Raw genomic sequence first — 13,048 nt, forward strand, 5'->3', positions numbered from 1 at the left:
CACGGCGCCACTCATCCAATATCCCCGGCGGCGCCCCCGCCGAAGGGGCGTGATCGCTCCAGCCGCGCGAGACCGCCCGCAGCACCGCCCGGACGGTCCAACGCCCGTCACCAGCCGGGGTAACGGTGCAGCCAGTACGGGTCCCAGCCCTTCTCGTACTCGCCGCCGCCCGGCGACTCCCCGAGCTCCGACAGCAGGTCCCGGGCCAGGGTGTCCAGCACCCACGCCAGCTCGTGCCGGCTCACCAGCCCCACCGGCAGCGCCCCGGCCCCGTGCGCCCCGCCCAGCAGCGCCCCCGTCACACAGGCGACCGCCTCCCCGTCGGGCGCCCCCGCCGCGAACCGCAGCGCCCGCTCCACCTCCCCGCGCTCCGGGAACGAGGCCGCCGCGTACAGCCCCCCGAGCACCGCCGACCACGCCGTCGGATCCGGCGCCCACCGCGCCAGCCGGCCCGGATCCCCCGGGTGAGCGGCCGCCGCCGCCAGCGCCCCGGCCAGCAGCCCCAGCTCCGCCCGCGGTACGTCCTCCACCCCGCCCAGCGCCGCCAGCGCGTCCCCGGCGGCACCGCGCACCGACTCCCCGACCAGGCAGTGCGCGGCCAGCACGGCCGCGCACACCGCCGCCCACTGCGCCCCCGCGTCCCCGTGGGTCAGCGCCGCCACCTCGCGCAGCTGGTGGTTCCTCAGCCGGACGTACTTCGGCGACCGGGCGTCACCCCACAGCGCCAGGGGCAGCGTCCGGCCCACCGCGTGCCAGCCGCGGCTGCGCGTCGCCGGTTCCTCCAGCGTGCCCTGCCACGGCCCCGCCAGGGCCTCGACGGTGGCCGGGGCGCTGCCGCGCCGCTCCGCCAGCGCCGGAACCCCGGCGAGCCAGCCGTCCGGCCACTCCCGGGCACCGTCCGACCGGTCCCAGCGCCCGCGCACGTGCTCGCGCGCGATCCCCTGGAGGTACGCCCAGCGGCCGTACGCGTGCCACAGCACCGACGGGGGATGGCAGATGCCCTTGTGGCTGCCGCGCACGGAGGCCCGTACCGAACCCTCCACGGTGAAACAGGCCAGCTGGGTGCAGACCCCCGCGCGCAGCGCCCCCGCCGGGGCCGGCCCGCCCCGCGCCGCGCCCAGCGACTCCCCGAGCGCCAGCCCGAGCAGCAGCCCCCGGGCCGCCTCCGCCGCCCTGCCGCGCTCCGCCCGCTTCCCGCCCTCCGTCAGCCCGTCCATCGGCTCCCGGCCCCCTATCCGTGTCGAACACCGGGGGCATCGTACGCACGGCCTTTCCGGCCACCTCACCAGCCCTCCACATCCGCACCAGCGCGGCGCGAGCGCAATCGAACAGGCTCTCCCCGTCCAGCCACCGCGCACTTTGCGCCAACCCGACCGACCGGCACACGAGGCGCCGGGCCACACCCACGGGGGAAAAGTGATCACTCGACGGACCGCACTCCGGGCAGGCGTCGCCGCCACCAGCATCGTCGGCACCGGCGGCATGCTGCTGCCCGCCGTCAACGCCGCCACGGCAGAGCCGGCCCGCACCACCGCGGGCGCCGCCGAACTCGACGCCGCGTCCATAACCAAGTTCACGCAGAAGATGCCCGTGCCCCCGGTCCTGCAGCCCTACCGGACCACCAGCACCACCAGCTACTACCGGATGACCCTGAAGGAAGCCACCAAGGAGATCGTGCCCGGGCTCAAGACCCCGCTGCGCACCTTCAACGGCTCCTTCCCCGGACCCGTCATCAGGGCCGAGTCGGGCCGGCGCGTCGTGATCAAGCAGACGAACTCCCTCGCCGTCCCCACCTCGATCCACCTCCACGGCGCCCACGTCCCCCAGGACAGCGACGGCGCCCCGATGGACCTGATCCCCGCCGGCGGCGGTACGAAGACGTACACGTACCCCAACACCCAGCCGCACGCGAACCTGTGGTTCCACGACCACGCCCACCACATGGAGTCGGAGAACGTCTTCCGCGGGATGACGGGCACCTACATCCTCACCGACGACATCGAGCGCCGCCTGCGCCTGCCCTCCGGCCAGTACGACGTCCCGATCTCGCTGCGCGACGCCCGCTTCCTCGAGAGCGGCGAACTCGTCTACGCGATGGGCGACTTCATGAAGCGCAACGTCGTCCTCGCCAACGGCAAGTCCTGGCCGTTCTTCGAGGTCGCGGCCCGCAAGTACCGCTTCCGCCTCACCAACACCTCCAACCAGCGCTTCTTCGACCTGCACCTCGCCGACGACTCCGAACTCGTCCAGATCGGCACCGACGGCGGCCTGCTGCCCGAGCCGCACCGCACGAACGTGGTCGCGATCAGCCCCGGCGAGCGCGCCGACGTCGTCATCGACTTCTCCCGATACCCCGTCGGCACCGTCATCGAGCTGCGCAACAAGGACATCGCCCCGTTCGAGTCCGCCGACGTGGTCGGCAAGGTGCTCCAGTTCCGCGTCACCCGCACCGCCCCCGACCACAGCGTCGTCCCGGACCGGCTGCGCACCCTGCCGCCGCTCGGCCCGGCCACCGTCCAGCGCGCGTTCGACATGCGGATGGACGAGGCCCCCGGCGGCAGCGCGTACATCAACGGCAAGACGTACGACATGGACCGCATCGACACCGACATCGCCTACGGTGCCACCGAGATCTGGACCGTGACAAACAGCAACAAGATCGCCCCGCACAACTTCCACATGCACCTGGTGCAGTTCCGGGTGCTGGAACGCAACGGCAAGCCCGTCACCTCCGGCCCCGAGACCGGCCTCAAGGACACCGTGCCCCTCAAGCCGGGCGAGACCGTGAAGCTCCAGGCCACCTTCGACGGCTACCGCGGCACCTACGTCTACCACTGCCACCTGTTCGACCACGGCGCCATGGGCATGATGGCCAACATGCGCATCTCCTGACCCCCCGCGCCCTGCGCGCCTCCCCGCCCCGGCGGCCCCCGCGGCCGCCGGGGCGGACCCGTCCCCGTTGCCCCGCCGGGGTGCCGATCGTTTGTCCGTCCGACGGACGGCCGGGCAGGAACGACACGCGGGACGGGTGACCGGGATGCGGACGGGGCGCAGGACGGTACTGAGGGCGGCTTCGGCCGGGGCGCTGACGGCACTGGCCGGGCTCCGCGCCCCCGGCGCCGCGGCGGTCGCGCCGGCGCGGCGATTCCCCGGCGGGGACCGGGCGGTGCTGCGCTTCGCCCGCGCCACCAACGGCGCGGCCACCGCCACCGCCGACGGGCGGCGGATCATCGCCGAGGTGCAGAACGTCCTCTGGTCGCTGCCCCCGGACGGCGGGCCGGCCACCCGCCTCACCCCGCCCGACCTGGAACCGGGCCGCCCGGTGTTCTCCCCGGACGGGAGTCGCGTGGCCATGAGCGCCTACCGCGGCGGCACCTTCCACATCTGGGTGATGCGCCCCGACGGCACCGGCCTGCGCCGCCTCACCGACGGCCCCTTCGACCACCGCGCGCCCGCCTGGTCCCCCGACGGCCGCACCCTCGCCTTCTGCTCCGAACGCGGCGGGGACCCCGTCGCCGGCAGCCCGTACCGGATCTGGACCGTCTCCCTCGCCGACGGCGGCCTGCGCCGCCTCACCGGAACGCCCGGCCAGGACGGACCCGGCCAGGACGGCGCCTGGGAGGACCTCGACCCGGTCTTCTCGCCCGACGGCCGCCGGGTGCTCTTCCCGCGCGCCACCCCGTCCGGCGAGACCCTCACCGCCCGCCTCCTGGCCTCCGTCGCCGCCGACGGGACCGGCCCCGTGCGGACCGAACACACCGCCGCCGCCGGCAGCATGCTGGCCCCCGCCCTCTCCCCGGCCGGCCGCACCGCCTGGCTGTCCGCCGCCCCCGGCCCCCGCAGGGCCGAGCACCTCACCCTCTACACCGACGGCCGCCCCGTCGCCCTCGACGGCGACCTCGCCCCCGCGCCCCCGCGCTGGATCGGCGACGACCGCCTGCTGGTCACCCTCGACGGCCGCTTCCGGGTGATCCGCCCCCACCGCGACGGCACCGCCCACGAGATCCCCCTCGACGCCACCCTCGAAGTGCCCCGCCCCCGCTACCGGGTCAAGGAGTACGACCTGGAAGCCGAACGCCCCCGCCCCGTACGCGGCGTCCACCTGCCCGCCCTGTCTCCCGACGCCCGCAGCGTCGCCTTCGCCGCGCTCGGCGCCCTCTGGGTGGCCCCCGTCGCCGGAGGACCCCCGCGCCGGATCCTCCAGGCCCCCGCCACCGCGTACGTCCAGGGCCCGGTGTGGACCCCGGACGGCCGGGCCCTGCTCTACACCGACGACCGCGACGGGCTGAACACCGTGCGCCGCAGGGAACTCGCCGGCGGCCGGGACAGCGTCCTGTCCCCGCCCGGCCGGGTCTACGGATCCCTGTCCCCGGACGGCACCCGGCTCGCCGCCCTCGACCTCGCCGGCCGGCTGATCGTCCGCGACCTCGCCTCCGGCACCGACACCCCGCTCGTGGCCGCCCTCGGCGGCGGAGGCCTCCCCAGCGCGCCCAGCTGGTCCCCCGACGGACGCCACCTCGCCCTCTGCGACCGCAACCGGCTCAGCCGCCGCTTCCGCGAGGGCTACAACCTGATCCGGATCGTCGACACCGCCACCGGCTCCGCCCGCCTCCACGCCCTCGCCCCGCACACCTCCCTCTCCGACCGCTACGCCGCCGGCCCCGTCTGGTCGCCCGACGGCCGCTTCCTGGCCTGCGTCGCCGAATCGGCCCTGTGGCTGCTCCCCGTCACCCCCGACGGCACCCCCGCCGGACCCGCCCGCCGCCTCACCGACGAGCCCGCCGACCACCCGTCCTGGTCCGCCGACTCCCGCACCCTGCTCTACCAGTCCAGCGCCCGCCTGCGGCTGCTCGGCCTCCGCCCCGACGGCACCCCCGAGGGGGCGCCCCGCACCGTCCCCGTCGCCCTCTCCTACCGCCGCCCCGAGCCCGTCGACACCGTCGTGCACGCCGGACTGCTGTGGGACGCCACCGGATCCCCGCCCCGCGCCGACGTCGACCTGCTCATCAGCGGCGGCCGCATCACCGCCGTCGAACCGCACCGCCCGCGCCGCCGGGCCGCCCGCACCATCGACGCCTCCCGGGGCACCGTCCTGCCGGGGCTGTGGGACGCGCACGTCCACCCGTACCCCTACACCTACGGAGCCCGCCAGGGCGCCCTCCACCTGGCCTACGGCATCACCACCGCCGTCTCCCTCGGCGGCTCCGCCTACGAACAGGCCCGCCTGCGCGAGGACATCCGCTCCGGCCGCCTCGCCTCCCCCCGGCTGCTGGCCGGCGGCGAACTCCTCGACGGCTCCCGCGTCGCCTACAGCATGGGCCGCGCCCACCGCACGCACGCCGGACTCGCCCGCTCCCTGGCCCGCGCCGAGGCCCTGGACTGGGACTTCGTCAAGACCTACGTCCGCGCCCCCCACGCCTTCATGGAAGAAGCCGCCCGCTTCGCCCACGAACGGCTCGGCGTCCGCTCCGGCTCCCACCTGTGCGCCCCGGGCATCCAGTCCGGCCAGGACCTGACCACCCACCTGATCGCCACCGAACGCGCCGAGTACGGCCACGGCGCGACCCCCGCGGGCCACACCCACCAGGACACCCTGGAGGTCTACACCCACGGAGGCTTCGACCTCGTCGCCACCCCCTTCACCGCCCTGCCCCTCATCGGCGCCGACCCCTCCCTCGCCGCCGACCGGCGGGTCACGGCCATGATGCCGCCCTGGGACGTGGCCGCCCTCCGGGCCGCCGCCGCCCGCCCGCCCACCCCCGAGCAGGACACCGCGCTCGAGCGGGAGGTCGCCGCCTACCGGAGCGTCCTCGAAGGCGGCGGCCGCGTCGCGCTCGGCACCGACGCCCCGCTCACCCCCGTCGGCCTCCACCTCCACCTCGCCCTGCGCGCCCTGCACCGGTACGGCTTCTCACCCGCCGAGGCCCTCACCACCGCCACCCGCACCCCGGCCCGCGTCTACGGCGCCGACCGGCACCTCGGCACGGCCGAAGCGGGCAGGCTCGCCGACCTCACCCTCGTCGACGGAGACCCCTTCACCGACTTCGACGACCTGGTCCGCGTCCGCGCGGTCCTGCGCGCCGGCACCCCGTACGCACGCGACGCCCTGGAAGCCGCCTTCCCCGGTCCGGCCACCCCCGACCGGGCCTGGCGGCCCGTGCTGCGCCAGATGCACCGTGACTCCTGCTGCACCGGGCCCCCGACCGACGGACGCCTCCCGTACGGGGGTTAGCCCCACCCCCGGGCGGCCGGTCTGCCGGATGGGCCGCCCGGGCGCCCTGCACGAGGCTTGCCGCATGACGATTTCCCGGAGCAAGGCCCTCCTGCTGACCCTCTCCGCCGCGGCCGCCGCCACCGCGCTCACCGCCTCCGCCCTCCCGGCGCAGGCCGCCGGCGGCCCCCGCACGGAGGTGCCCGGGCTCGACTGGCGCCCCTGCGCCAAGCCGGGCGGGCCCGCCACCCAGGAGTGCGCCGACCTCCCCGTCCCGCTCGACTACGACGACCCGCGCGGCCCGCGGATCAGCGTGGCCGTCTCCCGGATCCGCAGTGACCGCCCCGAGGCCCGGCGCGGCACCCTCGTGGTGATCCCCGGCGGCCCGGGCGGCTCCGGCGTACAGCGCCTGACGCAGAAGGGCCCCGCTCTCCAGCAGCAGCTCGCCGGAGCCTACGACCTCGTCGCCTTCGACCCCCGCGGCGTCGGCGGCTCCACCACCGCGAGCTGCGGCCTCGCCCCCGAGGACCGCTACCTCACCGCCCTGCGCTCCTGGCCCGCCCCCGACGGGGACATCACCGAGAACCTCGCCCGCTCCCGCCGCACCGCCGAAGCCTGCGCCCGCAACGGCGGACCCGTCCTGCGCAGCTTCACCACCGCCAACCAGGTCCGCGACATGGACCGCCTCCGCGCGGCGCTGGGCGAGCGCAAGCTCTCCGCCTGGGGGGTCTCGTACGGCACCTACGTGGGAGCCGTGTACGCCCAGACGTACCCCGGACGCACCGACCGCTGGGTCCTCGACAGCAGCGGCGACCCCGACCCCAAGCGCGTCGCCCGCGGCTGGCTGGCCAACATGGCCCAGGGCTCCGACGACCGCTTCCCCGACTTCGCCGCCTGGGCCGCCCACCCCGACCGCGACAGGGACGGCCTGCGGCTGGCGCAGCGCCCCGAGGAGGTCGAGCCCCTCCTGCTCTCGCTCTTCGCCTCCCTGGACCGCGCCCCCCGCCCGTCCACCACCCCCGGAGTGCCCCTGACCGGCAACGGCCTGCGCCAGGCCCTCCAGAACACCCTCTACAGCGACTCCGCCTTCCCCGGCTTAGCCCGGCTCGTCGCCGCCCTGCGCGACCCGGCCCACACCCCCGCCCTCCCGCCGGAGCTCGCCCGCCCCCTGCGCGACGAGGACGCCGCCCAGCTCGTCGCGGTCCTGTGCAACGACGTGGCCTGGCCGGGCGGTTCCCGGGCCGAACGGCAGCGCGCCGTCGACGAGGACCGGGCCCGGCACCCGCTGACGGCCGGCATGCCGGTCAACGTGCTCCCGTGCTCCTTCTGGAAGGACGCCCCCGAGCACAAGCCCACCAAGATCACCCACCACGGTCCCTCCGGCATCCTGATGATCCAGAGCCGCCGCGACCCCTCCACGCCCCACTCCAAGAGCCTGAAGATGCGCGAGGCCCTCGGCGACCGGGCCGTACTCGTCACCGTCGAGCAGGGCGGTCACGGCGTCTACCTCGGCAACGGCAACGCCTGCGGGGACCGCACCGTCACCCGGTTCCTCACCACCGGCCAGCGCCCCGCCCGCGACACCAGCTGCGCGAACTGAGCACCGGCACCGGTGCGGCACGGCGGCGGCCCCGGACCCCGCGCGGCCGGCCCGGGAAGGGCTGGGCCGGCCGGGGGCCTGGGCGACGGTGCCCCGCGCGTCACCGCGCCGGCGGCCGGCACGGTGGTTGACTGGCCGTCATGCCGTTCGACTCCTACGGGGTGCTGTCGGGAACGCTGCACCGCCACTTCCGCGACCGGCCCGACACCCAGGGGCACTGGTTCCACGTCAACCTGGAGGTGGACGCGCCCGCCGGCCGGTACCGGTGCGCCGTCGACGTGGACAGCAAACAGTCCACCACCGGAGTCCAGTGGAAGGTGTTCACCCTGCCCGCCTCCGTGCTCGACCCGGTGCCCTCCCTGGATCCCGGTTACCACGACCTCTCGACGAGCCCGGGCTCCGGCGCCCTCGACTACCTGCGCCATCCCGCCCTCCAGCACCGCCCGGGCTGCGCCCTCCCCGTACGCCCGCCCGCCTGGCTCCGGGACCTCTCGAACCGGCTGAACCCGCCCCGCTCCTGGATCTCCGGCTCCAACCTCGACGCCGCCCGGGCACTGGAGCCCATCCTGGTGCCCGGCCGGGAGATCATGGTCTTCGGAGAGCCCTTCGACCACGGGCTCGGCATGCACAACGTCCACCAGAACCAGGGCGATCCGTACGGCAGCCAGTGGTGGGACGAGAACGGCACCTGGCAGGACGGGGCCACCCTCACCCGCCGGCCCGACGGCCTGTACGACGTCTTCCTCAACAAGTTCTCCAGCCAGTCCGGCCGCACCGGGCCCGACGGGCATCCGGTGTGAACGCCGCCGGCGTGGAGGAACCGCAGCGGCGCTTCGACACCTGGGCGGCCGGCAACGGCTACGAGCGCTACATGGGCCGCTGGAGCCGGCCGGTCGCCGCGGCCTTCGCGGCCTCGCTCGGCGTCGCCGCCGGCGCCCGGTGGCTCGACGCGGGCTGCGGTACGGGCGCACTGGCCGGAGCGGTGGCCGCGCACTGCCGGCCACGGCTGGTGCTGGGCGTGGACCGGTCGGCCGCCTTCGTGGCGGCCGCCCGCACCGCCGCCGCGGAAGCCGTCGCCCCGGGCACCGCGGCGTCCCGCCCGCTCTTCGCGGTGGCCGACGCGCAGGCGCTGCCGGTGCGCGACGGGACGTTCGACGCGGCCGTCAGCGCCCTCACCCTGAACTTCCTCCCCGCGCCGGACACGGCGGTCGCCGAGGCCGCCCGGGCCGTGCGGCCGGGCGGGCTGGTCGCCGCGTACGTGTGGGACTACGCCGAGGGCATGGGGCTGCTGCGGCACTTCTGGGAGGCGGCGGCCGCCCTGGACCCGGCGGCGGCCGCCCTGGACGAGCGCCGCCGCTTCCCCCTGTGCCGCCCGGAGCCGCTGCGGACGCTGTGGACGGGCGCCGGGCTGGGCGGGGTGGAGGTCGCCCCGATCGAGGTGCCCACCGTGTTCGCGGACTTCGCGGACCTGTGGGAACCCTTCCTGTCCGGGCAGGGTCCCGCCCCCGGCTACGTCACCTCCCTCGCCCCCGACGCCCGCCGGCGGCTGCGCGACGTGCTCGCCGGGGCCCTGCCCGTACGGCCCGACGGCTCCGTCGCGCTCACCGCCCGCGCCTGGGCGGTCAGCGGCCGGCGAGCACGCCGTTGAAGGGATCCGAGGCCAGTGCCCGGACGGCCGGCAACTGCCGGTGAAGGGCGGTTCCGGGGCACTCGGTGGCGAAGACGTCGCGGTGGCCCGAGATCCGCTCCACCCTCACCCGCTCGCCGGCCCGGAAGCGTCCGTTGTCGGCGGAGGCGACGAGTGCGACGGTGCCGGTCGGGGCGTGCCCGTACCGGCCGAGCGCCCAGGCCGCGATCCCGGCGACGGCCGTCGTGGCCGCGGGCGGCGCCTGCGGGCCGGAGTGGCGGCCGATGGCCGCGACGCCCAGGGTGTCCTGGTTGAAGCCGAGGGTGTGCGCGCCGGTGACCGGCCGTCCGGAGCCGCCGGCCCGGCCTTCGAAGACCGTGCCGCACTTGTCGACCACGTAGTGGTAGCCGAGGTCCTTGCAGCCGTTGACCCGCCGGTGGAGGGCCTGGAGGCCGCGTACCACGGCGGGGGAGTCGGCGCACGCGTAGTCGTTGCTCTGGGCGGTGTGGTGGACGAACACGGCCTTGACGTCCCCGCCGTACACGACGGGCTCCCCGGGATCCTCGGCCGCGCCCCAGCGGGCGCGCGGGACGACGCGGGGCCGGGAGGCCGCGCCCGCCACCGGCGCCGGGCCGGAGGCCGGGCCGGGCCGCCCCGGCCCCGGCCGCGCGTACCTCCACGGCGTCGGAAGGCCCGGCCCACCACGGCTCCCCGGCCCACCACGGCTCCCCGGCCTCCACCGCCGTCCACGGCGCCCAGTGGCCCGAGCCCCGCTCCCGTACGCGCACCCGGTAGGTCCCGCCCGGGCCGCCGGCGGGCGCCGTGACGGCGAGCATGCCGAAGGGGGTCCGGGCGTCCGCGAGGACGGCGGCTCCGGCCGAGTGGGGGTGACGCCGCGCGGCGGCGGGGGAGCGTCGGCCGGTTCGCCGCCGGCCGCGGCCGGGGCGACCAGCCCGCAGGCCAGGGCGGCGGTGAGGGGCGTCAGCGGGATTCCGCGGGTGCGCAACTCGGCGCTCTCCAGGATCCCGGACGACGGCGGACGGAACCGCGGCCGGCGGCTCCGCCGGCCGGCTCCGCGCGTTCCCGGGCCCGAGGACACAAGGCGCCGGCCGGACTGGAAGTGCCCGGCCGGCGCTCTGCGCACTTCGCTGACCGCCCCTTCAACGAGCCGGCGGCCCGGTGGTCACGGCCGACGGCGGGCGGATCGCCGCGCTCAGTTGGCGGCGTACACGCGGATGGCGAACTCCGCGATGTCCGCGTCGGAGAGGTTCTTCGCCAGATTGGCCTCGGTGATCATGCCCACCAGGCGGTGGCCGCCCTCCACGTCGATGACCGGCAACCGCTTGATCTGGTGGACCTCCATGGTGTCCAGCGCCTCCTGCGCGTTGCTGTCGGCGTCGATCCAGTGCAGGTTGCCGGCGAGTTCCCCGGCCCGCATGCTCGCCGGGTCCTTGCCGTCGGCGCAGCACTTGACGACGATGTCGCGGTCGGTGATCAGGCCCTGGAGACGCTGGTCGTCTCCGCAGATCGGCAGGCATCCGACGTTCAGCTCGCGCATCATGCGCGCCGCGTCCTGCAGGGACTGGTCCTCGCGGATGCACTGCACGCCCTGGGTCATGATGTCGCGGGCCCGCAGGTTCCTGTCCATGGTTCCTCCTCGGTCCTCCGAGTACGTTCCGAAACCCTTCCTGCCCTCCCCTGCCCTCCCCTACGAGGACAACACGGATGGAGCGGCGCGGCGCGCCGGGCATCCCCGCGTCCGCACCGCACGGGGTTCCGCGCCGCCGCCCTCGACCACGTCCACGAGGGGGTACGCGGCAACGCGGTCAGCCCCGGGCCGGCGCGGCGCCGATGCGCCCGCTGCCCGGCGGGACGGAGGCCGACCGGGCCGGGCGGGTCGGGTCGCGGAACCCGCTCGGCCGGGTCGCGGGAGCCGGGGACGTGGCCGCGCTCTACCTCGCCCCGTCCGCGGCCGGCCCGGTCGTCGGGACCGACCTCGTCGTGGGCAGCGGCTCCTCCGCCTGAGCACCCCGCCCGGCCGGAACCGGCAGCGGTTTCCCCGCGCATTCGGCGTCCGCCTCCGGCAGCCGGCCCCCGAGCAGGAAGCCCTCGACGTAGCCGTCCACGCAGGCGTTCCTCGCCTGGTAGGTGCCGTGGTCACCGCCGCCGACGGTGATCAGACGCGATCCCGCCAGCCGCGCGTGGGCCCGCACGGCCCCCTCGTAATGGGTCGCCGGATCGTGCCTCGAGTTGAGCATCAGGACCGGCGGCAGCCCGCTGCCGGTCACCTCGACGCGCGGAGCCCGGGAGCGCGGCCACGCCGCGCAGACCGAGGCGAAGGCCAGCTCCCGCGCCCCGGCCAGGGGGTGGTCGCGGGCGTCCGCCCCGCTCCTGCGCACCCAGTAGGCGCTGTCCCGGTTCCAGGGGGTGTCCTGACAGACCACGGAGAAGAAGTCCGCGGCGAACGCGGCCTGCATGGGGTGCTTCAGCTTCTGGGCGATGGCCCGGCGGACGGCCGCCGGCGCGCCCGCCGGGTCCTCCAGGACGCCGAGGAGCGCCGCCAGGTCCGGGAAGTGGTCACCGCTGTAGACGCTGCCGGTCGCCGCCGCGTCCAGGTGGTCGGGCAGGATCCTGGTCCCCTCCAGGTCCACCGGGCGCTCGCGCAGCGAGGCGCGCAGCCGCTCGTAGGACGCCTTGGCCTCCTCCGGGGTCCTGCCCCGGTGATAGGTGGCGTCGTTCGCGGCCAGCCACGGCAGGAAGTCCTGCTCGAAGCGGCGCTGGAAGCTCATCGGCTGCCCGGTCATGAACTCCTGCCAGCTGCCGCCGGAGTCGATGCTGCTGTCGAGCACCGCCCGCTCCACCCGGTCCGGGAAGCGGGTCGCGTACCGGGCGCCCAGGTAGGTGGCGTAGGACGGGCCGTAGTACGACACCCGCCGTTCGCCGAGCAGCGCCCGGTACAGATCCATGTCGTGCACGGCCTGGTCGGTGGTGATGTAGGGCAGCAGGCCGCCCGAGTTGCGCCGGCAGTCGCGTACGAAGCCCCGGGCCCGCTCCACCGTGCCGCGTACGGCCTCCTCCGAGCGGTCGCGCAGATCGCCGCCGGCGAACAGGGCGTCGACCGTGGCCTGGTCGGAGCAGACCACGTTCGTGCTCGCCCCGACACCGCGCTGGTCGAAGCTCACGATGTCGTACGCGGCCGCCAGCTTCGGCGCGTACGAGGCCAGGCCCGCCGGCCGCCCCAGCCCGGAGGCCCCCGGGCCGCCGGCCGCCATCATCAGGACGCCCCGCCGGGCGGCCGGGTCCGTGGAGCGGTGCCGGGACACCGCCACGGTGAGGTCGGGTCCCCTGCCGGGGTGGTACCAGTCGCGCGGCACCACCATCGAGGCGCACTCCAGCGGCCCGGAGTCGCAGGGCCGCCAGTCGAGGCGCTGGCCGCCGTAGCGGCCGGGGACCGGGTTCGCCCCCGCCGTGTTCGCCGCGCTCGCGGCGTCCGCGGGGAGCACGGGCAGCGCCGCCACGGCGAGCAGCCCGCAGGCGGCGGCAGCGGCCCGGCGCGCGGTCTTCTTCAACAGGTCCATCCGGGTGGTCTCTCCCCCGTCGCGGTGATCGG

At 76.1% G+C, this 13,048-nt stretch carries 9 protein-coding genes and 1 pseudogene; 6 read left to right on the forward strand and 4 right to left on the reverse strand.

Annotated elements, in window-relative coordinates; all coding sequences use genetic code 11:
• Window positions 1-107: 107 nt before the first annotated feature.
• Window positions 108-1,217, reverse strand: a complete 1,110-nt coding sequence (locus ACZ514_RS04225; protein ID WP_468162349.1) for an ADP-ribosylglycohydrolase family protein — start codon at window positions 1,215-1,217, stop codon at window positions 108-110.
• Window positions 1,218-1,416: 199 nt separating this feature from the next.
• Between ACZ514_RS04225 and ACZ514_RS04230 the strand changes: the two genes are divergently transcribed.
• From ACZ514_RS04230 to ACZ514_RS04250, 5 genes are all read left to right on the forward strand, one after another.
• On the forward strand, window positions 1,417-2,892 hold the full coding sequence (locus ACZ514_RS04230; RefSeq protein WP_468162347.1) for a multicopper oxidase family protein: 1,476 nt from the start codon (window positions 1,417-1,419) through the stop codon (window positions 2,890-2,892).
• Window positions 2,893-3,037: 145 nt separating this feature from the next.
• Complete coding sequence (locus ACZ514_RS04235; protein ID WP_469124062.1) at window positions 3,038-6,232, forward strand: amidohydrolase family protein; 3,195 nt, start codon at window positions 3,038-3,040, stop codon at window positions 6,230-6,232.
• Window positions 6,233-6,296: 64 nt separating this feature from the next.
• Window positions 6,297-7,811 (forward strand): alpha/beta hydrolase, encoded by a 1,515-nt coding sequence (locus tag ACZ514_RS04240; protein WP_469124063.1) that lies wholly within the window; start codon window positions 6,297-6,299, stop codon window positions 7,809-7,811.
• A 140-nt stretch (window positions 7,812-7,951) separates the two neighbouring features.
• Window positions 7,952-8,611, forward strand: a complete 660-nt coding sequence (locus ACZ514_RS04245) for a DUF2278 family protein (protein ID WP_469124064.1) — start codon at window positions 7,952-7,954, stop codon at window positions 8,609-8,611.
• An 11-nt stretch (window positions 8,612-8,622) separates the two neighbouring features.
• Complete coding sequence (locus ACZ514_RS04250; protein ID WP_469124065.1) at window positions 8,623-9,459, forward strand: class I SAM-dependent methyltransferase; 837 nt, start codon at window positions 8,623-8,625, stop codon at window positions 9,457-9,459.
• Here the strand turns inward: ACZ514_RS04250 and ACZ514_RS04255 are convergent.
• Both ACZ514_RS04255 and ACZ514_RS04260 read right to left on the reverse strand, forming a co-directional pair.
• Window positions 9,434-9,982 carry an N-acetylmuramoyl-L-alanine amidase gene (locus ACZ514_RS04255; protein ID WP_469124066.1) on the reverse strand — a complete coding sequence of 183 codons (549 nt, stop codon included), beginning with the start codon at window positions 9,980-9,982 and terminating at the stop codon, window positions 9,434-9,436. The genes ACZ514_RS04250 and ACZ514_RS04255 overlap by 26 nt on opposite strands.
• A 669-nt stretch (window positions 9,983-10,651) precedes the next feature.
• A complete protein-coding gene (locus ACZ514_RS04260; RefSeq protein ID WP_468474639.1) occupies window positions 10,652-11,086 on the reverse strand; it encodes a CBS domain-containing protein in 435 nt (144 codons plus the stop codon).
• A 126-nt stretch (window positions 11,087-11,212) separates the two neighbouring features.
• Here ACZ514_RS04260 and ACZ514_RS04265 point away from each other — a divergent pair.
• Window positions 11,213-11,463: pseudogene (locus ACZ514_RS04265) on the forward strand (SDR family oxidoreductase); the annotation flags it as partial.
• Here ACZ514_RS04265 and ACZ514_RS04270 read toward each other — a convergent pair.
• A complete protein-coding gene (locus ACZ514_RS04270; RefSeq protein WP_468162333.1) occupies window positions 11,391-13,016 on the reverse strand; it encodes an alpha/beta hydrolase in 1,626 nt (541 codons plus the stop codon). The pseudogene ACZ514_RS04265 and the gene ACZ514_RS04270 sit on opposite strands and share 73 nt — an antisense overlap.
• Window positions 13,017-13,048 lie beyond the last annotated feature (32 nt).

This window comes from Streptomyces sp. NPDC034086 (assembly GCF_055575515.1).